The sequence below is a fragment of the Pseudomonas sp. Marseille-Q5299 genome, assembly GCF_943737035.1.
Classification (GTDB): domain Bacteria; phylum Pseudomonadota; class Gammaproteobacteria; order Pseudomonadales; family Pseudomonadaceae; genus Aquipseudomonas; species Aquipseudomonas putida_E.
Genome location: NZ_CALSFR010000006.1, coordinates 330,966 through 354,650, shown reverse-complemented (window position 1 = coordinate 354,650; position 23,685 = coordinate 330,966). Strand labels below are relative to the sequence as shown.

The following is a 23,685-nucleotide window of genomic DNA, read 5'->3' as shown; positions in this document are numbered from 1 at the left end:
CGGTGATGCCCCAAGGCGTCACCGGCCGGCAGAGCGAACCATGAGTAAAGTCGATTTCTACATCCTGCCCACCGACTCGCTGTCGGCACGGCTGGATTTCGCCTGCAAGCTGTGCGAAAAGGCCTGGCGCCTCGGCCACCGGGTCTACCTGCATTGCCAGGACGCCGAACAGCGCAGCGAGCTGGACCAACGCCTGTGGCGCTTCAAGGGCGAAGCGTTCGTACCCCACGACCTGGCGGAGGCACATGCCGACGCCACAGTGGCCTTGGGTGTGTCCGACAACGCCGGCGAGCATCGGGACCTTCTGATAAACCTGGGCGCTGATGTGCCCGGCTTTGTCGGGCAATTCGAGCGGGTTGCCGAAATCGTTGTCGAGCAAGCGGATATCCGCCAATCGGCCCGCGAACGATTCCGTTTCTACCGCGAACAGGGCTATGCTCTGCAAGACCACCGCTTACAGCGACTTTGACGACGATGGACAAGCCTTCCGCCCTACCCGATTCCGCCCATCTGCTCGACGACCTCGAGTCGATTCGCCAGTTGCTGGGCGACGCCGACCTGCAACCACCGCTGCTCACCGAGACGGTGGAACAGATTCCGCTGCTACTCGACACCCCGGCCGGCAACACCCTGCCAGCACCTGAACCGGCTGCCGCACCCGCCGAAGCAGAACCCGAAGAAGACCCGCAGACCCGCCGCCAGGACACACTGCTGCACCTGGAGGCCGAGCTACGCGCCGCAGCGCAATTGATCATGCAGGACGTGATCAACGACTTCACCCCGCATATCGAAACCGAGATCAAGCGCCGGCTCGATGCGCGTATCGAGCGGCTGATCAAGCGTTCTGAATAAGCCTGACAAACGCGGCGCACTCTTCGCGGATTTACCCCGCGAAGAGTGCCCATAGGTCTTGCAGCTTGTCGCTTGAAGCTCGCAGCTCCGTTATACTTCCCGGCTTTCCCGAATAAATGCACAGGGTCCCGCCGCGCATGGATAAGACCTACCAGCCGCACGCCATCGAAACTTCCTGGTACAACACCTGGGAGTCCGAAAACTATTTCGCTCCACAAGGTGCAGGTGAGTCCTACACCATCATGATCCCGCCACCGAACGTGACGGGCAGCCTGCACATGGGCCACGGTTTCAACAACGCGATCATGGACGCCCTGATCCGTTTCCGTCGTATGCAGGGCCGCGACACCCTGTGGCAGCCAGGTACCGACCACGCCGGTATCGCCACCCAGATGCTGGTCGAGCGCCAGCTCGAAGCCAAGGGCCAGAACCGTCACGACCTTGGCCGTGACGCCTTCCTGGACAAGGTCTGGGAATGGAAAGAGCAGTCTGGCGGCAACATCAGCCGGCAGATCCGTCGCCTGGGCTCGTCGGTGGACTGGAGCCGCGAACGCTTCACCATGGATGACGGCCTGTCCGAAGCGGTCAAGGAAGCCTTCGTACGCCTGCACGAAGACGGCCTGATCTACCGTGGCAAGCGCCTGGTCAACTGGGACACCAAGCTGCACACGGCCATCTCCGACCTCGAAGTGGAAAACCATGACGAGAAGGGCCACCTGTGGAACCTGCGCTACCCGCTGGCCGACGGTGCCAGAACTGCCGACGGCCAGGATTACCTGGTGGTTGCCACCACCCGCCCGGAAACCCTGCTGGGTGACGCTGCGGTAGCGGTCAACCCGAACGATGAGCGCTACCAGGCACTGATCGGCAAGTTCGTCGAGCTGCCACTGGTCGGCCGTCGCATCCCGATCATCGCCGATGACTACTGCGACCCCGAGTTCGGTACCGGCTGCGTGAAGATCACCCCGGCCCATGACTTCAATGACTATGAAGTGGGCAAGCGCCACAACCTGCCGCTGCTCAACATCTTCGACAAGAACGCCTTGGTGCTGCCCGCCGCCCAGGCATTCAACCTCGATGGCAGCGTCAATGAGCAAGCGGACACTCGCCTGCCCGCCCAGTACGCCGGCCTCGACCGGTTCGTCGCGCGCAAGCAGATCGTCGCCGACCTGGACGCTCAGGGGCTGCTGGTCAGCATCGACGACCACGCTTTGAAAGTACCGAAGGGCGACCGCTCCGGCACCATCATCGAGCCATGGCTGACCGACCAGTGGTACGTTTCCACCAAACCGCTGGCCGAACCTGCGATTGCCGCCGTTGAAGATGGCCGCATCCAGTTCGTGCCCAAGCAGTACGAAAACATGTACTTCTCCTGGATGCGCGACATCCAGGATTGGTGCATCAGCCGTCAGCTGTGGTGGGGCCACCGGATCCCGGCGTGGTACGACGAGGCCGGCCAGGTCTATGTCGGCCGCAACGAAGCCGAAGTGCGCGCCAAGCACGACCTGGGCGCCGACGTGGTACTGCGCCAGGACGACGACGTGCTCGACACCTGGTTCAGCTCGGGGCTGTGGACCTTCTCCACCCTCGGCTGGCCGGAGCAGACCGAATTCCTCAAGAAATTCCACTCCACCGACGTGCTGGTCACAGGCTTTGACATCATCTTCTTCTGGGTTGCCCGGATGATCATGCTGACCATGCACCTGATCAAGAACGAGGATGGCACGCCGCAGGTCCCGTTCAAGACCGTGTACGTGCACGGGCTGGTACGTGACGGCCAGGGCCAGAAGATGTCCAAGTCCAAGGGCAACGTGCTCGACCCGCTGGACATCGTTGACGGCATCACCCTGGACGCCCTGCTGGAAAAACGCACCAGCGGCATGATGCAGCCCAAGCTGGCCGAGAAAATCGCCAAGCAGACCAAGGCCGAGTTCCCGGAAGGCATTGCCAGCTACGGCACCGACGCCCTGCGCTTCACCTTCTGCTCGCTGGCCTCCACTGGCCGCGACATCAAGTTCGACATGGGCCGCGTCGAAGGCTATCGCAACTTCTGCAACAAGATCTGGAACGCCGCCCGCTATGTGCTGGACAAAGGCGAGGACTGCGGCCAGAACGGCGAAGCCTATGAACTGTCGCTGGCCGACCGCTGGATCATCTCGCAGCTGCAGCGCACCGAAGCCGAAGTGACCCGCCAGCTCGAGCAGTTCCGTTTCGACCTGGCCAGCCAGGCCCTGTACGAGTTCATCTGGAACCAGTACTGCGACTGGTATCTGGAACTGTCCAAGCCGGTACTGTGGGACGAAAACGCTCCGGTAGAGCGCGCCCGCGGCACCCGTCGCACCCTGGTGCGCGTGCTGGAAGTGGCGCTGCGCCTGGCTCATCCGTTCATGCCGTTCATCACCGAAGAAATCTGGCAGCGCATCGCGCCGCTGGCAGGCATCGACGGCAAGACCATCATGCTGCAGCCGTGGCCAGTGGCCAACGAAAGCCGCATCGATACCGCCGCCGAAGGCGATATCGAATGGCTCAAGGAGCTGATGGTCGGCCTGCGTAACATCCGCGCCGAAATGAACATCGGCCCGGGCAAGCCCCTGCCACTGTTCCTGAAGAACGCCAACGCCGACGACCAGCGCCGCCTGCAGGAAAACGAAGCCCTGCTCAAGAAGCTGGCCAAGGTCGAGTCGTTCACCGTGCTCGGCGAGGCCGACGAAGCGCCGCTGTCGGCCACCGCACTGGTGGGCGATCTGCAGGTGCTGGTGCCGATGGCCGGCCTGATCGACAAGGACGCCGAGCTGGCTCGCCTGAACAAGGAAATCCAGCGCCTGCAAGGTGAAGTGCAACGCGTCGGCGGCAAGCTGTCGAACGCCGCCTTCGTCGACAAGGCACCGCCTGCGGTGATCGAGAAGGAGCGCGCCAAGCTGGCCGAGTCCGAGCAGGCCCTGGCCAACTTCACCGAGCAGCATGCGCGGATCGCTGCGCTGTAACAGTTACATCGCTGACTGACCGGCGGGGGCTTCGCCCCCGATCGCGACACAGGGCCGCCCCTACAGATTCGATGCCGGATTCAACGGCACCGCTTCCTGTAGGAGCGGCCTTGTGTCGCGAAAGGGCCGCACAGCGGCCCCAGGCCAGCGATGCCCATTTGGATTCAAGCATGACCCAGAAACCCACCCTGCACCCGCGCAACCGCCATCAGGGGCGCTACGACTTCCCCAGCCTGATCAAGGCCCACCCGGACCTGGCCCGTTTCACCATCACCAACCCCCACGGCAAACCCAGCATCGACTTCGCCAACCCCGAAGCCGTGCGGGTGTTCAACCGCGCCTTGCTCAAGGCCCAGTACGGCATCCAGCACTGGGACATTCCCGCCGATTACCTGTGCCCGCCGATACCCGGCCGCGCCGACTATATCCACGTCGCCGCCGACCTGTTGGCCGAGGACAACGCTGGCGAAGTGCCCAAAGGCGCTCAGGTGCGCGCCCTGGACATTGGCGTGGGTGCCAACTGCATCTACCCGCTGCTCGGCCACAGCGATTACCGCTGGCGCTTCCTCGGCTCGGACATCGACCCGGTGGCACTGGCCTCGGCCAAGGCGATCGTCCAGGCCAACAACCTGAGCAAAGCCATCGCACTACGTCAGCAGAACAACGCCAAGCTCATTCTCGGCAGCCTGCTCGAGGAAGACGAACGCTTCGACCTGACCTTGTGCAACCCGCCCTTCCACGCCTCACGCGAGGAAGCCACCCGTGGCAGCCAGCGCAAGTGGAAGAACCTCGGCAAACAGGACCCCAAGCGCAAGCTGCCCGTGCTCAACTTCGGCGGGCAGAACAACGAGCTGTGGTGTGAAGGTGGCGAGATCCGCTTCGTCAGCCAGCTGGTTGGCGAAAGCGTGCAGTACGCTTTGCAAGTGCTGTGGTTCACCAGCCTGGTGTCCAAGGCCGGCAACCTGCCCGGCATCGAAGCGGCGCTGAAAAAGGCCGGCGCCAAGGCCGTACGTATCGTTGAGATGGGCCAGGGGCAGAAACAGAGCCGTATGGTCGCATGGAGCTTCCACGACCTTGGCCAACGCCAGGCCTGGAACGAGCGACGCAAATCACAGGCATGAAAAAACCGCGCCCGGGCAAGCCGGGCGCGGTTTGGTCAATGCATCAACGAATTACTTGTTGATAGCGTCGGTCAGCGACTTGGCCGGCACGAACTTGACGACTTTCTTGGCAGCGATTTCGATGGCGGCGCCAGTCGAAGGGTTGCGGCCGGTACGGGCAGGACGCTCGGAGACTTTCAGCTTGCCGATGCCTGGCAGGGTGATTTCAGCGCCGTTTTCCAGCTGGTCGGCAACGATCTGGCCCAGTTGCTCCAGAGCGTTTTTGGCGGTGGCTTTCGGCTGAGCGATCGACTCGGCGATATCGGCAATCAGTTGGTCTTTGGTCAATGCCATGGTGGTGTTCCTTCCCTATCAAATTCAGTGGTTATGCAGCGCTCTACGACGTTATCGGGCCAGCCCCTGAAGTTTGGAGGGCCGCGCCAATCGGGCATGTAGATGCGTAAATCGGCGTTTGGTTCGACACGGAACGAGCGCGCTGCCAGCAATGCGCCACCCGAGGTGCGCAAGACCGCGCAAAGCTACCACAGGAATGGATAAATATCCGCTGCCCGCTTCAATTTAGTGCAGGTTTTTCGGGGGTTTTAGCCAAATTCGCAAAAAATTGAACAAAAAAACAACAACCGGCATTTCTGCCAACATCCGGCCACTGCATCACCTGTCGTCTGGGGTAAACTTGACGACTTTTGCAGCGCGGCGCCTGGCCGCCCACGACTGACCGAGAATTCCATGCCAATCCGTCATTGCATCGTTCACCTGATCGACAAGAAGCCCGATGGCAGCCCCGCCGTGCTCCACGCACGGGATACCGAGCTGGGTGCATCGGACGCTATCGAAAACCTGCTGGCCGACCTCAACGACAGCTACAACGCCAAGCAGGGCAAAGTCTGGGGCTTCTTCCACGGCGAATCCGGCGCCTACCCGCTGAGCGGCTGGCTCAAGCAGTACCTGGAACAGGAAAAGGACTTTGCCGCCTTCAGCCGCGTTGCCGTCGAGCATCTGCAAAAGCTGATGGAAGAATCCAACCTGTCCACCGGCGGCCACATCCTTTTCGCCCACTACCAGCAAGGCATGACCGACTACCTGGCCATCGCCCTGCTGCACCACAGCGAAGGCGTGGCGGTGAACGCCGAGCTGGATGTGACACCCTCGCGTCACCTGGACCTCGGCCAGCTGCACCTGGCGGCACGCATCAATCTGTCGGAGTGGAAGAACAACCAGAACTCCAAACAGTACATCTCGTTCATCAAGGGCAAGAATGGCAAGAAGGTTTCGGATTACTTCCGCGACTTCATCGGCTGCCAGGAAGGCGTCGACGGCCCAGGCGAAACCCGCACCCTGCTCAAAGCCTTCAGCGACTTCGTCGAAAGCGAGGACCTGCCAGAAGAAGCCGCACGCGAAAAGACCCAAACCCTGGTCGACTACGCCACCACCCAGACCAAACTGGGCGAGCCGGTAACCTTGGAAGAGCTGTCCAGCCTGATCGACGAAGACCGGCCTAAAGCCTTCTACGACCACATCCGCAACAAGGACTACGGCCTGTCGCCAGAGATCCCGGCGGACAAACGCACCCTCAACCAGTTCCGCCGCTTCACCGGGCGCGCCGAAGGCCTGTCGATCAGCTTCGAAGCGCACCTGCTGGGGGACAAGGTGGAATATGACGAGGTGGCGGGCACACTGATCATCAAAGGCCTGCCGACGCAGCTGGTAGACCAGCTCAAGCGCCGCAAGGACTGATCAACCGCTGGCATAGGAGGCGACCAAAGCCTCCTTCGCGGCCTTGCGCAACTTCTTCACCAGGCGCTCCTGGCGCAATGCCTCGCCCTTGTCCGGCCATTGCTCGACGTAGACCAGCGCCTGCGCCGGGCTGGTCTTGAAATAACGCGCCCCCTGCCCTTTCTGATGCGCCATGAAACGCCGCTGCGGATCATCACTGATGCCGCAGTACAGCGAACCATTGGCAGCCCTCACCAGGTAGACATACCAAGGTTTGCAGATGGGGTTCTCGGATACGTCGCTCACGATGCTTGTGCCTGGCTGCAAAGCCGACAGCTTAACCGCTCAGTTCGCCTGCTGGAACGCACGCAGCCCTTTGAACGCCTGCTGGCGCACCTTGTTCTGCAGCATGGGCGACCACCCCAGCAACACACCGGGTGCACCCAGCGCCTGACGCGACCAGCGCCACAGGTCGAAGCTGTCGTCATGCTGGCAGATCAACCCGTCGCGGATGACGAAGCGCGCCTGGATATCGTTGACCACGGTACGGCCGGTCTGGCTGAACAAGTAGGTCGCCACCCAATGTGCACAGGCGCTGCGCTCGTCTGCGCGGACCTGGTCGAACGTCAGCGAGAAGTCCTTGGCGCGGGTGGTGAGCATACGCCACATGTCACCGGCATCACGGCCGCGCAGGGTACCGAAAACCGGGTCACTGAAGACGATGTCATCGCTGTAGCAAGCCACCATCGCTTCGGCGTCCAGCCGCTGGAAAGCTTGATAGAAGCGGGTGATCAGGTCACGGTTGGCGTCGCTCATGGGCAGGCCCGTCCTGGGAATGGAAAGCTGCACGATAATCCGTGGGCACAGGCAATGCCATGCCCATTTACAACATGAATGCCAGGTGGCTCCATGCAGGCTTCAGAGCCTTTCGCTACTGACTTTGACATGCAGCGCCCGCCCTGCCCCGAGGCCGAACACGATGGCCCCCACACCCAATACGGCAAAGATCCAGCCCACTGCGGCCCAGCCGCCCGTCATGTCATGTACCAAGCCCACCGCAAAGGGGCCCATGGAGGCAAGGGTGTAACCCACGCCCTGGGCCATGCTCGACAGGTTGGCCGCCACGTGGGCGTCTTTCGAACGCAGCACGATCAACGTCAGCGCCAAGGCAAAAGTACCGCCCTGCCCCAGGCCCAGCAGCACCGCCCAGCCCCACAGGCCAGACAGCGGCGCATACAGGCAGCCGAACAGGCCGGCCAGGGTAATGAGCATGACTAGCACGATTGCCAGCCGCTGGTCTTTGCCCCGCGTGGCCAGCCAGGGTGCACTCAGCGAGCTGACCAGTTGCACGATCACCGAGCCGGAGAGCACCAGGCCCGCCTCGGTCGGGCTCAGACCACGGCCAATGAGGATAGACGGCAACCAGCCGAAAACGATATACGCCAGCGACGACTGCAACCCCATGTACAAAGTCACTTGCCAGGCCAGTGGATCGCGCCACAGCCCTCTCACTCGGTAAGCCACCTTGTGCAGGCCATGCCCCTGGCGCGCCTGGGGCAACCAGACCAGCATGGCCAGTAATGCAGGGATCATCCAGAAACCCAGGCCCAAAGCCCAACTGCCGTGCAAATGCTCGGTCAGCGGTACGGTGGCGCCTGCCGCCATGGCTGCGCCCAGGCAAAGGGCCATGGTGTAGACCCCCGTCAATGTGCCGGCATGCTTGGGAAAATCACGTTTGACGATGCCAGGCAACAGCACACCGATGATGCCAATGCTGGCACCGGCCATGATGCTGCCAAGAAATACCCCGGTCGCCCCCCAAGCACTGCGCAGAACGATGCCCAGCGCCAGCGTCAGCAAGATGCCGACGATCACCCGCTCGCTGCCCCAGCGCCGCGCAAGCAGCGGTGCAAGCGGCGCGAACAGCCCAAGGCAGAGCACTGGCAAGGTCGTCAGAAGCCCCGCCTGAGAGGCACTAAGGCCAAGGCTTTCACTGACCAGGCCAAGTACCGGGGCCATGCTCGACAGCGCCGGGCGCAGGTTCAGGGCGACCAGTACCAGGCCCAACAGCAGCAACCAGGGCCGCTGCAGCACCACAGGCTGGCCCTGCACTTGCGCATCATCGGCTTCGGCATCGATCAGCAGTTCATCCAGCTCGCGCTCGCGGGCAGGTGTGTCACGGGTCATTGGTTCAGCCATGGCCTTCTCGTGGTCAGGATTCGATGAGGGTCCGGCTCAGGCCCTTGGCCCGCTCCGGATCGCGTTGTTCGATGGCGTCGAGGATCTGGCCATGCAGATCGAAAGTGGCCTGACAGCGCGGGACAGTGGCCATGTTGTGCTGCAACGCGGCAGCCACGACACCCGAGAAATAGCGGTACAACTCGCTCAGCGCCGGGTTGTGTGCAGCGTCGATCAGGCGTTGGTGGAACGCCAGGTCGCAACTGATATAAGCATCCACATCACCATGAAAATGTTCGGCGCTGCCTTTTAGCGCGATGCGCAGGGCATGCAAGTCGTCATCGGTACGCCGCAGTGCTGCCAGGCCTATCGCCTCGGTTTCGAGGATGTGCCGCGTTTCCCTCGCCTGCTCCAGGGTGCAGCGGGACATTGCCTGCACCGCCTGCAGTGGGTCCTGGCAAGTACGCAGGTAACTGCCGTCTCCCTGGCGGATTTCCACCAGGCCGCTGAAGGCCAGCACGCGCATGGCCTCACGCACGGTATTGCGGCTGATGCCCAACTCCAAAGCCAGCTCCGGCTCGGTGGGCAGGCGCTGCCCTACCCGCCAGTCACCTTGGAGGATGCGCTCACGCATGCGCTCCACCGCGAGCTCTACCAAGGATCGCTTGGTCAATTCACTGCCCATGCCTAATCAACCAATCATCCGACGAATTTGCGTATGTTAAGCCAGCGTGGGGGGCAGATCAAATCACCGCGCCGGCCAAACCAGTGGGGCCGCTATGCGGCCCCACTGGATATCAGCTCAGCGCATCAATCAGCGCCTGGTTCATTTCTGGCGTACCGATGGTGATACGCAGGAACTGGGCAATCCGCTGTTGCTTGAAGTGGCGCACAATCACACCTTGCTCACGCAGACGTGCCGCCAGCTGCGCCGCATCCTCCTGCGGGTGGCGGGCGAAGATGAAGTTGGCCGCCGATGGCAGCACCTCGAAACCCTTGGCAGTCAACTGCTCCACCAGTGCCTCACGGCTGTCGATCACCTTGCGGCAGGTGTCTTCGAAGTACGCCTGGTCTTCGAATGCCGCAGCGGCACCGACGATCGCCATGCGGTCCAGTGGATACGAGTTGAAGCTGTTCTTGATCCGCTCCAGCGCCTCGATGAGGTCCGGGTGCCCTACCGCCAGGCCAACCCGCAGGCCCGCCAGCGAGCGCGACTTCGACAGGGTCTGGGTCACCAGCAGGTTGTCGTAGCGGTTCACCAGGCTGATAGCCGTCTGGCCACCAAAGTCGATATAGGCTTCATCGACCACCACCACCGAGTCGCGGTTGGCCTGCAACAACTGCTCGATTGCCTGCAGCGGCAACAGGCAACCGGTCGGCGCATTCGGGTTGGGGAAGATGATCCCGGCGTTAGGCTTATGGTAGTCCTCGACACGGATCTGGAACTGTTCATCCAGCGCCACAGGCTCGAACGGGATGCCATACAGGCCGCAGTAGACCGGGTAGAAGCTGTAGCTGATGTCCGGGAACAACAGCGGGCCGCCGTGCTGGAACAGGCCGTGGAAAATGTGCGCCAGCACCTCGTCCGAGCCGTTGCCTACGAACACCTGCCCGGTGGTTACACCGTAATACTCGGCTACCGCCTGCTTGAGCCGGTCACCATTGGGGTCCGGGTACAGCCGCAGGTTGTCGTTCAGCTCGCCGCGCATGGCCTCCAGCGCCTTGGGCGACGGGCCATAGGGGTTTTCGTTGGTATTGAGCTTGACCAACCGGGCCAGCTTGGGCTGCTCCCCGGGGACGTAAGGCACCAGGCCCTTGACGAAGGGGCTCCAGAATCGACTCATGCTCAGTTCCCCTTGTCTTGGGTCAGGATACGGTATTCGGCGCTGCGGGCGTGGGCGGTCAGCGACTCGCCACGGGCCAGGACCGAGGCGGTGTGGCCCAGCTCGGATGCACCCTGCTCGGAGCAGAAGATGATCGACGAACGCTTCTGGAAGTCATAAACACCCAGTGGCGACGAGAAACGCGCGGTACCGGAAGTCGGCAGCACATGGTTGGGGCCGGCGCAGTAGTCGCCGAGCGCTTCGCTGGTGTGACGGCCCATGAAGATCGCGCCCGCGTGACGGATCTGCCCCAGCCAGGCCTGCGGATCGGCGACCGACAGCTCCAGGTGTTCGGGGGCAATGCGATTGGCCACCTCGATGGCTTGCTGCATGTCGCGCACCTGGATCAACGCGCCCCGGCCATTGATGGATTTCTCGATGATCTCGGCGCGTTCCATGGTTGGCATCAGCTTGTCGATGCTGGCAGCCACACGATCGAGGAATTCGGCATCCGGGCTGACCAGAATGGCTTGGGCATCTTCGTCGTGCTCGGCCTGCGAGAACAGGTCCATGGCGATCCAGTCGGGGTCCGTCTGGCCGTCGCACACCACGAGGATTTCCGAAGGGCCGGCAATCATGTCGATACCCACTTGGCCAAACACGTGACGCTTGGCGGTGGCCACGTAGATGTTGCCTGGGCCGACGATTTTGTCTACCTGTGGCACGCTCTCGGTGCCATATGCCAGGGCCGCGACCGCTTGGGCACCACCGACGGTGAACACGCGGTCGACACCTGCGATGCAGGCTGCAGCCAGGACCAGCTCGTTGACTTCACCGCGCGGCGTAGGCACCACCATGACCACTTCAGCCACGCCCGCGACCTTGGCCGGGATGGCGTTCATCAGTACCGACGACGGATAGGACGCTTTACCGCCAGGTACATACAAGCCGGCGCGATCGAGCGGGGTAACCTTCTGCCCCAATACGGTACCGTCGGCCTCGGTGTACTGCCAGGAGTCCTGCTTTTGCCGCTCGTGGTAGATACGCACCCGCTCGGCGGCCTTCTCCAGGGCGGTACGCTGGGCGTCGGTGATGCGGGTCAGGGCCAGTTCCAGACGTTCACGCCCAAGGATCAGGTCGTTGATGGACGTAGCGCTTACACCATCGAAACGCTGGGTGAATTCCACCAGCGCCGCATCGCCACGCTCGCGCACGGCCTTGATGATGTCGAGCACGCGCTGGTTGACCGCGTCATCGGACACACTTTCCCAGCTCAGCAGATGATCCAGATGTCGGGCGAAATCCGGATCAGCGGCGTTGAGACGGGCAATTGCAGTGGACACGGTCATGGCGAGGGCCTCGATTATTAGCGAATGCTCAGGCGCCCTAGGCTACCAGTCCATCCGCGCGGGCACCCGAGAAAAGTGGCTATGACGCGGATAGACGGGCGCGACAGCAGAGGTCGCGCGTTCGAGTCAGCCGCGGTGTCGCGTTTCGACAGCGTGACGCAGGGTGTCGATCAGGCTCTGGATGCGGGCATGCTGCATCTTCATGGACGCCTTGTTGACCACCAGGCGCGAGCTGATCGTGGCGATCAGGTCCTGAGGCTCCAGGCCATTGGCGCGCAGGGTGTTGCCGGTGTCGACCACGTCGATGATCTTGTCGGCGAGGTTGATCAGCGGCGCCAGCTCCATCGAACCGTACAGTTTGATGATGTCGACCTGGCGGCCTTGCTCGGCATAGTAGCGCTTGGCTACGTTGACGAATTTGGTGGCAACCCGCAAGCGGCCCTTGGGCTCGGGAGCACCGACCACGCCTGCGGTCATCAGCTTGCAGCGGGCGATCTGCAGGTCCAGCGGCTCATACAAGCCCTGGCCGCCGTACTCCATCAGCACGTCCTTGCCCGCCACACCGAGGTCGGCGGCACCATGCTCGACATAGGTCGGCACGTCGGTGGCGCGCACGATCAGCAGACGCACGTCGTCCTGGGTGGTTGGAATGATCAGCTTGCGGCTCTTGTCCGGATTCTCGGTCGGCACGATACCGGCCTCGGCCAGCAATGGCAGGGTATCGTCGAGGATGCGGCCTTTGGAAAGCGCGATGGTCAACATTGGAACGTCGGTCCTTAAGCGGCTACAACCGACCCGGTCATCGACCCGGCCGTGTTCAATTCAATGGGCGCATCCTTGCGCCGACGAGGCACTAGCCCGGTACGCGACGGATCTTCGCACCCAGCATCTGCAGTTTCTCTTCGATGCACTCGTAACCACGGTCGATGTGGTAGATGCGGTCGATCAAGGTATCGCCTTCGGCGACCAGCGCCGACAGCACCAGGCTGGCGGAAGCACGCAGGTCAGTGGCCATGACCGGTGCACCCTTGAGTGCCGGCACGCCCGTGACGATGGCGGTGTTGCCCTCGACCTGGATATGCGCGCCCATGCGGTGCATTTCGTACACGTGCATGAAGCGGTTCTCGAAGATCGTCTCGATGACCGCGCCGGTGCCTTCGGCAATGGCGTTGAGCGAGATGAACTGTGCCTGCATGTCGGTCGGGAACGCCGGGTACGGGGCGGTACGCAGGTTGACGGCTTTTGGCCGCTTGCCATGCATGTTCAGCTCGATCCAGTCCTCGCCGGTGGTCAGGTCGGCACCCGCTTCCTTGAGCTTTTCCAGCACGGCTTCAAGGATGGTCGGGTCGGTGTCCTTGACCTTGACGCGGCCACCGGTCACGGCAGCTGCAACCAGGTAAGTACCGGTCTCGATACGGTCGGGCATGACGCGGTAGCTGGCCGAGTGCAAACGCTCGACGCCATCGATGGTGATGGTGTCGGTACCCGCGCCTTGCACGTTGCCGCCCATGGCATTGATGAAGTTGGCCAGGTCGACCACTTCCGGCTCGCGTGCGGCGTTTTGCAGCACGCTGCGGCCCTTGGCCAGGGCAGCAGCCATCATGATGTTTTCGGTACCGGTCACGCTGACGGTATCGAAGAAGAAGTGCGCACCGCGCAGGCCGCCTTCAGGTGCCTTGGCCTTGATATAGCCGCCTTCGACTTCGATCTTTGCACCCATGGCTTCCAGGCCGCGGATGTGCAGGTCGACCGGGCGCGAACCAATGGCGCAGCCGCCTGGCAGGGCCACTTCGGCCTCGCCGAAACGGGCAACCATCGGGCCAAGCACCAGGATCGAGGCGCGCATGGTCTTGACCAGCTCGTAAGGTGCGACCAGGGTCTTGATGGTGCGTGGGTCGATTTCCACCGCCAGCTTTTCGTCGATCACAGGCTCGATGCCCATGCGGCCGAACAGCTCGATCATGGTGGTGATGTCGTGCAGGTGTGGCAGGTTGCCCACGGTGACCGGGCCGTCAGCCAGCAGGGTCGCTGCCAGAATCGGCAGGGCCGCGTTCTTCGCGCCCGAAATGCGGATCTCGCCGTCAAGGCGAGCGCCGCCAGTAATAATCAGTTTGTCCATTGGAGTCTCGCCGCCAAGTTGGCTCAGGTGCGCTCAGCCCAGGCTGCGCTGCTGAAAAATTTCATGGTTACCGCATGGATGCTACCGTTGGCGATCCAGGGATTAAGGTGAGCATAGATCGCCTGCTGACGCTTGACCGGGCTCAGGCCAGCCAACTCGTCGCTGATCACGTTCAACTGGAAGTTGCAGCCTTCGCCTTCAACTTCGACCCGGGATCCCGGCAATTTTTCTTCAAGGAAGCTCTTAACTTCTACAGCCTGCATGCTCAACCTCAATCGGCGCCCGATGCGCACGGGTCGGCCATCATACAAAAAAGCCCCTCGCCTGCGAAGCCCACCGAGGGCGTGCGCTGACCGAGGGGCCTCCATCAGTGGCAAGCCATCAGCCCGCCAGCACTTCATCGAGGTCATAGACCTCGGCAATTTCCCGCATGTCGTCGGGCATCCCGCGGACCTCGCAGGCCTTGCCGCCGGCCTGGCCATCGCGGATGAACGCCAGCAGCAGCGACAGCCCGACACTGGAAGACTTCTCCACCGCCGTGCAATCGATTATCAGGCGTGGCTCGCGGGAAGCTTCGACCAGCGCCTTGCCTTGCTTGCGCAAGGCCGGGCCGCTGCGGTAGTCCAGCACACCAACCAGGCGCAACACGCCCGGCTCGGCCATGTTCACGCCGCCCTCGCTCATTGCACAGCCTTGTCAGACGAAGTGTCGGCAGTCTGCTTGGCCTTGGCCACTTCGCCGGCCCAGCCGTCGATGGTCTTGTCCAGATTGTTGCCGTTACGCTGCATGGCGTCGGCGAACTGGTCGCGGAACAGCTTGCCGATGTTGATACCGTTGACGATGACGTTGCGTACCTTCCACTCGCCACCCAGGTTTTCCATGGTGTACTGCACCGGGTAGACGGCACCGTTATTGCCAGTCACCTTCATGCCGACGCTGGCGCGCTTGCCGTCATCGGCTTTGGCCGGGTCGACGGTAATGCCTTGGTTGTTGTATTCCAGCAGGGCGTTGCCATAGAACTGCATCAGGCTGCGCTTGAAGTTTTCCTGGAAGCGCTGCATCTGCTCAGGCGTGGCCTTGCGCGAGTACTTCACGGTCATGATGCTTTTCGAAATACCGTCGGCATCGACCACCGGGCCAAGGATGCGGTTGAGCGCCTCGTAGAAGGCCTGCGGGTTGGACTTGTACTGCTCCTTGTTGGACTTGAGGTCACCCAGCAATTCATTGGTCGTGCCCTGCACCACATCGTGCGGAGACTGCCCGGGCGCTGCGAATGTCAGGAGGGGAAAGGCCGCCAGCAGGACCAGCAGGCCACGTCGCAGGATCGAAATCATGGAAACTCCTTAATTAGCCGGTTGTGCTTCTTTCGGTTCCTTGCCCACGGTATTGAGCAGGAACTTGCCAATCAAATCTTCCAGTACCAGCGCCGACTGGGTGTCATGGATGGTTGCGCCTTCCTTGAGCACCTCTTCCTCACCGCCGACACTGATGCCGATGTACTTCTCGCCAAGCAGACCGGCGGTCAGGATCGAAGCAGTGGAGTCCGTCGGCAGGTTGTCGACCTTGCCGTCCAGCTGCAGGGTCACCCGGCCGGTGTAGGAATCACGGTCCAGATCGATGGCGGTGACCTTGCCGATCGTCACACCGGCCATGGTCACTTTAGCTCTGACCGTCAAACCGGCGATATTGTCGAAGTAGGCATAAACTTTATAGGTATCGCTGCTCGGGCTGGCCGATAGCCCGCTGACACGCAGGGCCAGCAGCAGCAACGCCAGGATCCCGGCCAGAAGGAACAGGCCGACACCGATTTCCAGGGTGCGGTTTTGCATCAGAAATCTCCAAACATCAAGGCGGTCAGAATAAAGTCCAGACCCAGTACAGCCAACGAGGCATAAACCACGGTCTTGGTGGTGGCACGGCTGATCCCTTCTGAGGTGGGCTCGCAGTCATACCCTTGGAATACGGCGATCCAGGTCGTGACGAAGGCGAACACCAGGCTCTTGACCAGCCCGTTGAGCACGTCGTCGGTAAAGGAAACACTGTTCTGCATGTTGGCCCAGAACGAGCCTTCGTAGACGCCCAGCCAGTCCACAGCGACCCACGAGCCACCCCAGATGCCGACCACGCTGAAGATCAGCGCCAGCAGCGGCAACGAAATGAAACCGGCCCACAGGCGTGGCGCAACGATGTACTTGAGCGGGTCGACACCGATCATCTCGAGGCTCGACAGTTGCTCGGTGGACTTCATGTTGCCGATTTCGGCGGTCAGCGCCGAACCTGCCCGGCCCGCGAACAGCAGTGCGGTAACCACTGGGCCCAGCTCGCGCAGCAGGGTCAGGGCGACCATCTGCCCCACCGCCTGCTCGGAGCCGTACTTGGTCAGGATGCTGTAACCCTGCAGTGCCAGCACCATGCCGATGAACACACCGGACACCGCGACGATCGCCAGCGACAGCACGCCCACCGAATACAGCTGTTTGGTCAGCAGCTGAAAACCGCCGCCGATGCCGCCACGGCCGACCAGTGCATGGAACAGGAACAGGCAGGAACGCCCGAGCACGGCCAGCACGTCGATCGCCGAGCGACCAAACAGGCGGATACGTTCAAGCAAGGATTTTCTGCGCATCAACGCGCCCCCAACAGATCGGCGCGGTAGTCAGGCGCAGGGAAGTGGAATGGCACCGGGCCGTCCGGATCGCCCTTCATGAACTGGCGAATACGCGGATTGTCCGAGCCCATCAGCTCATCGGGCGTGCCCTGGCCCAGCACCTGGCCGTCACCCACTACGTAGATGTAGTCGGCGATACTGGCGGTTTCGGCCAGATCGTGGGATACCACGATGCTGGTGATACCCAGCGCGTCATTGAGCAGCCGGATCAGGCGTACCAGTACACCCATGGCGATCGGGTCCTGGCCGACGAACGGCTCGTCATACATGAGGATCTGCGGATCCAGCGCAATCGCCCGGGCCAGCGCCACGCGCCGTTTCATGCCTCCGGACAGTTCGTCGGGCATCAGGTCGATGGCACCACGCAAGCCCACGGCCTGCAGCTTCATCAACACGATGTCGCGGATCATCTCGTCCGACAGCTGGGTGTGCACGCGCAGCGGGAAGGCAACGTTCTCGAACACATCGAGGTCGGTGAACAGGGCACCGCTCTGGAACAGTACTCCCATCTGCTTGCGCGCATCGAACAGGTCGCTGCGCGACAGGCTCGGCAGGTTCTGCCCGGCAACCCATACTTCACCAATGGACGGACGCAACTGCGCGCCCATCAGGCGCAACAGCGTGGTCTTGCCGCAACCCGACGGCCCCATGATGCCGGTGACCTTGCCACGCGGAATGCGTATGTCGACATTGCTGAAAATGCTGCGCGAACCGCGCTTGAAGGTGACGCCCTTCAACTCGACCGCGTAGGCGCTATCCACACTCATCTAGACTCCTTGCTAGTACAGCCATGTCCTAATGGACGCCGGCCCTCATCTTGAAGACACACGCGCCCCTGGCGGGCCGAATAGCGGCGAACTATAGCACCGCTGACAGGGTGGCCCCAAGGCCATGGAGCGAGTCGTTCAGGCCAGCGACAGGCTTCGATGTCTTTTCATTGCACAATCGAAAGGGTGAGGCTTTCTTACATTGCGGCTATAATCGCCGCCTTTTCATCAGGCATTGCTTTTCGACATGAGCCAATCCAGTGAGCTGATCCAGTCCGCCCAGCGCACCCTGCGCCTGGAAATCGAGGCCGTACAAGGTTTGACGGCCAGCATCGATGCCAACTTCGTCAAGGCCTGCGAGCTGATCCTGGCGAGCAAGGGCCGCGTCGTGGTGGTCGGCATGGGCAAGTCTGGGCATATCGGCAACAAGATCGCCGCAACCCTGGCCAGCACCGGCACGCCGGCGTTTTTCGTGCATCCGGCTGAAGCCAGCCATGGCGACATGGGCATGATCACCCGTGGCGATATCATCCTGGCCCTGTCCAATTCCGGCAGCACCGCCGAAATCGTCACCTTGCTGCCGCTGATCAAGCGCCTTGGCATCGAGCTCATCAGCATGACCGGCAACCCCGACTCCCCGCTGGCCCAGGCCGCCGAGGTCAACCTCGATGCCCGTGTCGCCCATGAGGCTTGCCCACTGAACCTGGCGCCCACCTCATCGACCACGGCAGCACTGGTGCTGGGCGACGCCCTGGCCATTGCCCTGCTCGAAGCGCGCGGCTTTACCGCAGAAGACTTCGCCTTCTCGCACCCCGGTGGCGCACTGGGCCGCCGCCTGCTGCTCAAGGTCGAGAACGTCATGCACGCTGGCACCGAACTGCCCCAGGTACAACGTGGCACACTGCTCAAGGACGCCCTCCTTGAAATGTCCCGCAAAGGCCTGGGCATGACCGTGGTCGCCGAAGCGAACGGCACGCTGGCCGGGATCTTCACCGACGGCGACCTGCGCCGCAGCCTGGACCGCAACATCGACGTGCACACTACCCTGATCGACCAGGTCATGACCGTGCACGGCAAGACAGCCCGCGCCGAGATGCTCGCCGCCGAAGCACTGAAGATCATGGAAGACCACAAGATCAGCGCCCTGGTGGTGGTGGACAAGGACGACCGCCCGGTCGGTGCCCTGAACATGCACGACCTGCTGCGCGCAGGCGTGATGTAAATGAGAACGACGCAAATGACCCAGAACCTGATGCAGCGCGGCAAGGCCATCAAGCTTGCCGTGTTCGATGTGGACGGTGTGCTCACCGATGGCCGCCTTTACTTCCTCGAAGATGGCAGCGAATTCAAGACGTTCAACACCCTCGACGGCCAAGGCATCAAGATGCTGATGGCTTCGGGCGTGACCACGGCAATCATCAGCGGGCGCAAAACCCCGGTGGTCGAGCGTCGCGCAAAAAACCTCGGCATCCCGCATCTGTTTCAGGGCCGCGAGGACAAACTGGTGGTGCTCGACGGCCTGCTCGCCGAACTGGGCCTAAGCTATGAGCAGGTCGCCTATCTGGGCGACGACCTGCCCGACCTGCCGGTCATTCGCAAGGTCGGCCTGGGTATCGCCGTGGCCAATGCAGCGCCCTTCGTTCGCCAGCATGCCGACGGCGTGACCCAGGCACGCGGCGGCGAGGGTGCCGCTCGCGAATTCTGTGAGCTTATCATGCAGGCCCAGGGCACCCTGGACGCTGCCAACGCCAACTACCTGTAGGTTGCCCATGTTCAGCAAGAAAGCCCGCAATATTGCGCTGCTCGCGGTGATCGCCGCCCTGCTGGCGGCAATAGGCTACTGGAATGTCAGCCCCGAGAGCTTCCTCGACAAGCCGGTAGCGCAGGTCGACGAAAGCGCGATCGACTATTATGCGATCAACGCCCACAGCGTACAGTTCTTGCCCGATGGCAAGCTGCAGTATGAAATGACCGCCGACAAGGTCGAACACCTCAAGGCCACCGAGGTCACACTGGTGACCACGCCCGACCTGCATATGTACCGCGGCACCGAATACCCCTGGCACATACAGAGCGTGCGCGCCGAGGTCAACCCGGACGGCACCGAGGTCGAACTGATCGACAAGGTGCGCGTGGCCCGCACCGATGAGAAGCAGCGTGAGACCATCATTACCAGCTCACGCATGACCGTGTTCCCGCAGAAGCAATATGCGCAGACCGAGCAAGCCGTTAGAATCGACGGCGCCGGTGGTACAACTACGGGCAAAGGAATGAAAGCGTATTTGAAAGAAGGCAGGATGGACCTGCTCTCTAACGTAAGAGGACAGTATGAGGCTCGTTAAAACCCTCCCCCTTTTGCTCAGCCTGAGCGCAGCACTGGGAAGCGCGAGCGCCTTCGCCCTGCCGACCGACCGTGACCAGCCTATCCGCATCCAGGCCGACAACGCGCACCTGGACGACAAGCAAGGCGTAGCCACCTACACCGGTGACGTGATCATCACTCAGGGCTCGATGATGATCAAAGGCAATACCGTGACCATGACCCGCGCCGCCAACGGTGACATCGACGTGGTCACTTCGGTGGGCAACCTGGCCTATTTCGAGCAGCAGCAGAGCGCCGCCAAGCCTGACAAGATGAAAGGCTGGGCCGTGACCATCCAGTATCAGGCGCAAAAGGACACCGTGATTCTCACCGACCGCGCCAAGGTCGAAAACGAAGGCAACACCACCGAAGGCGAGAAGATCGTCTACAACACCAAGTCCCAGGTTGCGACCGCCGGTCGCGGCGGCAACGTGACCCAGCCACGTCAGCGCATCGACATGGTGATCCAGCCGAAGAAGAAGGCCGAGTAAATGGCAACCCTCAAAGCCCAGCACCTGGCCAAGAGCTACAAAGGGCGTCAAGTCGTGCGTGACGTCAGCCTGTCGATCGACAGCGGTCAGATCGTCGGCCTGCTAGGCCCCAACGGCGCAGGCAAGACGACCTGCTTCTACATGATCGTCGGCCTGGTCCAGGCCGACCAGGGGCGCGTGCTCATCGACAACCTCGATGTCAGCCATCAGCCCATGCACGGGCGCGCACGCGCCGGCATCGGCTACCTGCCGCAGGAAGCTTCGATCTTCCGCAAGCTGTCGGTGGCCGACAACATCATGGCCATCCTCGAGACCCGCAAGGAGCTCGACCGTGAGGGCCGCCGCAAGGAGCTGGAAAGCCTGCTGCAGGAGTTCCACATCAGCCACATCCGCGACAACCTCGGCATGAGCCTTTCCGGCGGCGAGCGTCGCCGTGTCGAGATCGCACGCGCCCTGGCAACCGCCCCCAAGTTCATCCTGCTGGACGAACCCTTCGCTGGCGTCGACCCCATTTCGGTCGGTGACATCAAGCAGATCATCCACCACCTCAAGGCCAAGGGCATCGGCGTACTGATCACCGACCACAACGTCCGCGAGACCCTAGATATCTGCGAAACCGCCTATATCGTCAATGACGGGCAACTGATCGCCGAGGGCGATGCGCAGACCATCCTGGCCAACGAACTGGTCAAGGAAGTTTACCTGGGTCACGAGTTCCGACTCTGATTCAGGGACGCGCCTGGAGCACTGGTTTTACAGCCTTGAATGGGCTTAAGTTGTTACAGTGCTCTAGGCAAACGCTACAATTTAAGGCATAAAACTTGCTTGAAATTGGCGCTCCGGCGCCCTCGTGTAGTGGATGGCGCATGCGCGCCGGCGAACAAGGTATTAGCCCCTGCCATGAAACCATCGCTCGTCCTAAAAATGGGCCAGCAACTGACGATGACCCCGCAGTTGCAACAGGCCATCCGCCTACTCCAGCTCTCTACCCTGGACCTTCAGCAGGAAATCCAGGAAGCGCTGGAGTCCAATCCGATGCTCGAACGTCAGGAAGACGGCGAAGACTTCGACAACAGCGACCCGATGGCGGATAACGCCGAGAGCAAGCCGGCCGCCGAAGTCCAGGACAACAGCTTTCAGGAAAGCACCGCCAGTGCCGAGACCCTGGAAGACGGTGAGTGGAACGAGCGCATCCCCAATGAGCTTCCGGTCGACACGGCCTGGGAAGACATCTACCAGACCAGCGCCAGCAGCCTGCCGAGCAACGATGACGACGAGTGGGACTTCACCACCCGCACATCAGCCGGCGAAAGCCTGCAAAGCCACCTGCTGTGGCAGCTGAACCTGGCACCGATGTCCGATACCGACCGCCTGATCGCAGTCACCCTTATCGACAGCATCAACGGCCAAGGTTATCTGGAAGACACGATCGAAGAGATCTGCGCCGGTTTCGATCCGGAGCTGGATATCGAACTGGACGAAGTCGAAGCGGTGCTGCACCGTATCCAGCAGTTCGAGCCTGCAGGCGTCGGCGCACGCAACCTGGGCGAGTGCCTGTTGCTGCAACTGCGCCAACTTCCGGCCAGCACACCATGGATGGCCGAGGCCAAGCGCCTGGTCACCGAGTTCATCGACCTGCTCGGCGGGCGCGACTACAGCCAGCTGATGCGCCGCATGAAGCTCAAGGAAGACGAGCTGCGCCAGGTCATCGAGCTGGTTCAGAGCCTCAACCCGCGCCCGGGATCGCAAATCGAGTCCAGTGAGCCGGAATACGTGGTGCCCGATGTCATCGTGCGCAAGGACAGCGATCGCTGGCTGGTCGAACTGAACCAGGAAGCGATCCCGCGTCTGCGGGTCAACCCGCAATATGCCGGCTTCGTCCGCCGGGCCGACACCAGCGCCGACAACACCTTCATGCGCAACCAGTTGCAGGAAGCACGCTGGTTCATCAAGAGCCTGCAAAGCCGCAATGAAACACTGATGAAAGTCGCCACACAGATCGTCGAGCATCAGCGCGGTTTCCTGGACCACGGCGACGAGGCAATGAAACCCCTGGTACTGCATGACATCGCCGAAGCCGTGGGCATGCACGAGTCGACCATCTCGCGGGTGACCACGCAGAAATTCATGCACACGCCACGCGGCATCTACGAACTGAAATACTTTTTCTCAAGCCACGTCAGCACCTCCGAGGGCGGAGAATGCTCGTCCACGGCAATCCGCGCGATCATCAAGAAACTGGTTGCGGCGGAAAATCAGAAAAAGCCATTGAGTGACAGCAAGATCGCTGGTTTACTGGAGGCACAAGGCATCCAGGTAGCCCGTCGCACCGTCGCCAAATACCGCGAGTCTCTCGGCATCGCACCGTCGAGCGAACGCAAGCGACTGATGTAGCCCCTCGGATCTGCCACAGCGTTTGTGGGGCAGGTGCAAGACCTGCCTCTTTATGCACGGGCAACAAAGGAGAAGCTGTATGCAAGTCAATATCAGTGGACAGCATGTAGAAGTCACCGAGCCGCTGCGCGATTACGTGCTTGAAAAGCTCGCCCGGGTGGAGAGTCACTTCGACAAGATCACCAACGTGCAGGTCATCATGAAAGTCGAGAAGCTGCAGCAGAAGGTCGAAGCGATCCTGCAGATTCCAGGCGGTGAAGTGGTTGCCAACGCCGAACACGAAGACATGTATGCAGCGATCGATGCCTTGGCCGACAAGCTCGACCGCCAACTGAAAAAACACAAGGAAAAACAGCAAAGCCTGCTGCAAGGTGCAGCCGCCCGCTGATCCCCTCATCCATGATCCGACTTGAAACCATCCTGACCCCCGGCCGTTCCCTGGTGAACGTGCCGGGTGGCAGTAAGAAGCGCGCCTTGGAAAAGGTCGCCAATCTGATTGCCGATCAAATACCCGAGCTGGAGATGCAAGACGTCTTCGAAAAGCTGATCGCTCGTGAAAAGCTCGGTTCCACAGGCTTCGGCAATGGCATCGCCATACCTCACTGCCGGCTCGAAGGCTGCACCTCTCCCGTCAGTGCCCTGCTGCACCTGGATGCTCCGATCGACTATGACGCCATCGATGGCGCGCCAGTCGACCTGCTGTTCATCCTTCTGGTGCCGGAGGCTGCCACCGACGCCCATCTGGAACTGCTGCGCCAGATCGCCAGCATGCTGGATCGCAAGGAAGTTCGCGAGCGCCTGCGTGCCGCCAACAGCAGCGAGGCCCTGTACCAGGTAGTCCTGGACGCACAGAACGAGCACTGA

28 protein-coding genes are annotated in these 23,685 nt (G+C 61.8%); 13 read left to right on the top strand and 15 right to left on the bottom strand.

All coding sequences use genetic code 11. The annotated features are described in order from the left end of the window. The first annotated feature begins 40 nt into the window (after positions 1-40). The 4 genes from NGJ21_RS18935 to rlmF all read left to right on the top strand — a co-directional run bounded on the left by NGJ21_RS18935 (position 41) and on the right by rlmF (position 4,957). On the top strand, positions 41-469 hold the full coding sequence (locus NGJ21_RS18935; protein WP_115273953.1) for a DNA polymerase III subunit chi: 429 nt from the start codon (positions 41-43) through the stop codon (positions 467-469). 5 nt (positions 470-474) lie between these two features. Beyond that, complete coding sequence (locus NGJ21_RS18930; protein WP_012316052.1) at positions 475-852, top strand: hypothetical protein; 378 nt, start codon at positions 475-477, stop codon at positions 850-852. Positions 853-989: 137 nt separating this feature from the next. Continuing rightward, complete coding sequence (locus tag NGJ21_RS18925) at positions 990-3,836, top strand: valine--tRNA ligase (protein ID WP_115273952.1); 2,847 nt, start codon at positions 990-992, stop codon at positions 3,834-3,836. Positions 3,837-4,006: 170 nt separating this feature from the next. After that, on the top strand, positions 4,007-4,957 hold the full coding sequence (gene rlmF, locus NGJ21_RS18920) for a 23S rRNA (adenine(1618)-N(6))-methyltransferase RlmF (protein ID WP_115273951.1): 951 nt from the start codon (positions 4,007-4,009) through the stop codon (positions 4,955-4,957). Positions 4,958-5,008: 51 nt separating this feature from the next. Here the strand turns inward: rlmF and NGJ21_RS18915 are convergent, their stop codons facing one another. After that, positions 5,009-5,290, bottom strand: coding sequence for an HU family DNA-binding protein (locus tag NGJ21_RS18915; RefSeq protein WP_012316055.1), 282 nt, complete (start codon positions 5,288-5,290; stop codon positions 5,009-5,011). A gap of 393 nt (positions 5,291-5,683) precedes the next feature. On the opposite strand from NGJ21_RS18915, the gene yejK reads away from it, so the two are divergent. Further along, entirely contained in the window at positions 5,684-6,691 is a 1,008-nt protein-coding gene (yejK, locus tag NGJ21_RS18910; protein WP_174141552.1) for a nucleoid-associated protein YejK, read from the top strand. Here yejK and NGJ21_RS18905 read toward each other — a convergent pair whose 3' ends face one another. From NGJ21_RS18905 to NGJ21_RS18840, 14 genes are all read right to left on the bottom strand, one after another. Next, positions 6,692-6,979 (bottom strand): GIY-YIG nuclease family protein, encoded by a 288-nt coding sequence (locus NGJ21_RS18905; RefSeq protein WP_237859922.1) that lies wholly within the window; start codon positions 6,977-6,979, stop codon positions 6,692-6,694. It lies immediately after the preceding gene. Between the two features lie 36 nt (positions 6,980-7,015). Beyond that, complete coding sequence (locus NGJ21_RS18900; RefSeq protein ID WP_046784437.1) at positions 7,016-7,486, bottom strand: nuclear transport factor 2 family protein; 471 nt, start codon at positions 7,484-7,486, stop codon at positions 7,016-7,018. A gap of 102 nt (positions 7,487-7,588) precedes the next feature. Next, positions 7,589-8,869 carry a CynX/NimT family MFS transporter gene (locus tag NGJ21_RS18895; RefSeq protein WP_251962491.1) on the bottom strand — a complete coding sequence of 427 codons (1,281 nt, stop codon included), beginning with the start codon at positions 8,867-8,869 and terminating at the stop codon, positions 7,589-7,591. A gap of 13 nt (positions 8,870-8,882) precedes the next feature. Further along, positions 8,883-9,533, bottom strand: coding sequence for a FadR/GntR family transcriptional regulator (locus NGJ21_RS18890; RefSeq protein ID WP_115273948.1), 651 nt, complete (start codon positions 9,531-9,533; stop codon positions 8,883-8,885). Positions 9,534-9,645: 112 nt separating this feature from the next. After that, on the bottom strand, positions 9,646-10,692 hold the full coding sequence (gene hisC, locus NGJ21_RS18885) for a histidinol-phosphate transaminase (RefSeq protein WP_251962490.1): 1,047 nt from the start codon (positions 10,690-10,692) through the stop codon (positions 9,646-9,648). A gap of 2 nt (positions 10,693-10,694) precedes the next feature. Further along, positions 10,695-12,020 (bottom strand): histidinol dehydrogenase, encoded by a 1,326-nt coding sequence (hisD, locus tag NGJ21_RS18880; RefSeq protein WP_046784441.1) that lies wholly within the window; start codon positions 12,018-12,020, stop codon positions 10,695-10,697. Positions 12,021-12,146: 126 nt separating this feature from the next. Then, the gene (gene hisG, locus NGJ21_RS18875; protein ID WP_046784442.1) at positions 12,147-12,782 is read right to left on the bottom strand and encodes an ATP phosphoribosyltransferase; all 636 of its coding nucleotides are present in this window, start codon (positions 12,780-12,782) and stop codon (positions 12,147-12,149) included. 91 nt (positions 12,783-12,873) lie between these two features. After that, positions 12,874-14,139: a UDP-N-acetylglucosamine 1-carboxyvinyltransferase gene (gene murA, locus NGJ21_RS18870; protein WP_012316064.1), complete on the bottom strand. Its 1,266-nt coding sequence runs from the start codon at positions 14,137-14,139 to the stop codon at positions 12,874-12,876. Between the two features lie 23 nt (positions 14,140-14,162). Further along, complete coding sequence (locus NGJ21_RS18865; protein WP_003255121.1) at positions 14,163-14,402, bottom strand: BolA family protein; 240 nt, start codon at positions 14,400-14,402, stop codon at positions 14,163-14,165. Positions 14,403-14,520: 118 nt separating this feature from the next. Further along, the gene (locus tag NGJ21_RS18860; RefSeq protein WP_039601751.1) at positions 14,521-14,823 is read right to left on the bottom strand and encodes an STAS domain-containing protein; all 303 of its coding nucleotides are present in this window, start codon (positions 14,821-14,823) and stop codon (positions 14,521-14,523) included. Further along, positions 14,820-15,473, bottom strand: coding sequence for an MlaC/ttg2D family ABC transporter substrate-binding protein (locus NGJ21_RS18855; protein ID WP_046784443.1), 654 nt, complete (start codon positions 15,471-15,473; stop codon positions 14,820-14,822). The genes NGJ21_RS18860 and NGJ21_RS18855 overlap by 4 nt, the downstream gene beginning before the upstream one ends. A gap of 9 nt (positions 15,474-15,482) precedes the next feature. Next, entirely contained in the window at positions 15,483-15,968 is a 486-nt protein-coding gene (gene mlaD, locus NGJ21_RS18850; protein ID WP_012316067.1) for an outer membrane lipid asymmetry maintenance protein MlaD, read from the bottom strand. After that, entirely contained in the window at positions 15,968-16,765 is a 798-nt protein-coding gene (mlaE, locus tag NGJ21_RS18845; RefSeq protein ID WP_012316068.1) for a lipid asymmetry maintenance ABC transporter permease subunit MlaE, read from the bottom strand. The genes mlaD and mlaE overlap by 1 nt, the downstream gene beginning before the upstream one ends. Further along, positions 16,765-17,574, bottom strand: coding sequence for an ATP-binding cassette domain-containing protein (locus tag NGJ21_RS18840; RefSeq protein ID WP_039601753.1), 810 nt, complete (start codon positions 17,572-17,574; stop codon positions 16,765-16,767). The genes mlaE and NGJ21_RS18840 overlap by 1 nt, the downstream gene beginning before the upstream one ends. 247 nt (positions 17,575-17,821) lie before the next feature. Between NGJ21_RS18840 and NGJ21_RS18835 the strand changes: the two genes are divergently transcribed. From NGJ21_RS18835 to ptsN, 8 genes are all read left to right on the top strand, one after another. Further along, positions 17,822-18,796: a KpsF/GutQ family sugar-phosphate isomerase gene (locus NGJ21_RS18835; protein ID WP_046784444.1), complete on the top strand. Its 975-nt coding sequence runs from the start codon at positions 17,822-17,824 to the stop codon at positions 18,794-18,796. 15 nt (positions 18,797-18,811) lie between these two features. After that, positions 18,812-19,336 carry a KdsC family phosphatase gene (locus tag NGJ21_RS18830; RefSeq protein ID WP_039604821.1) on the top strand — a complete coding sequence of 175 codons (525 nt, stop codon included), beginning with the start codon at positions 18,812-18,814 and terminating at the stop codon, positions 19,334-19,336. Between the two features lie 7 nt (positions 19,337-19,343). After that, entirely contained in the window at positions 19,344-19,916 is a 573-nt protein-coding gene (gene lptC, locus NGJ21_RS18825; RefSeq protein ID WP_039604820.1) for an LPS export ABC transporter periplasmic protein LptC, read from the top strand. Then, complete coding sequence (gene lptA, locus NGJ21_RS18820; protein WP_012316073.1) at positions 19,903-20,427, top strand: lipopolysaccharide transport periplasmic protein LptA; 525 nt, start codon at positions 19,903-19,905, stop codon at positions 20,425-20,427. Before lptC ends, lptA begins: the two co-directional genes overlap by 14 nt. Further along, positions 20,428-21,153 carry an LPS export ABC transporter ATP-binding protein gene (gene lptB / locus NGJ21_RS18815; protein WP_046784445.1) on the top strand — a complete coding sequence of 242 codons (726 nt, stop codon included), beginning with the start codon at positions 20,428-20,430 and terminating at the stop codon, positions 21,151-21,153. A 174-nt stretch (positions 21,154-21,327) separates the two neighbouring features. Further along, positions 21,328-22,821 (top strand): RNA polymerase factor sigma-54, encoded by a 1,494-nt coding sequence (locus NGJ21_RS18810; RefSeq protein ID WP_039602457.1) that lies wholly within the window; start codon positions 21,328-21,330, stop codon positions 22,819-22,821. Between the two features lie 79 nt (positions 22,822-22,900). Further along, positions 22,901-23,209 (top strand): ribosome hibernation-promoting factor, HPF/YfiA family, encoded by a 309-nt coding sequence (gene hpf / locus NGJ21_RS18805; protein WP_012316076.1) that lies wholly within the window; start codon positions 22,901-22,903, stop codon positions 23,207-23,209. A gap of 11 nt (positions 23,210-23,220) precedes the next feature. Next, a complete protein-coding gene (ptsN, locus tag NGJ21_RS18800) occupies positions 23,221-23,685 on the top strand; it encodes a PTS IIA-like nitrogen regulatory protein PtsN (protein WP_039602459.1) in 465 nt (154 codons plus the stop codon).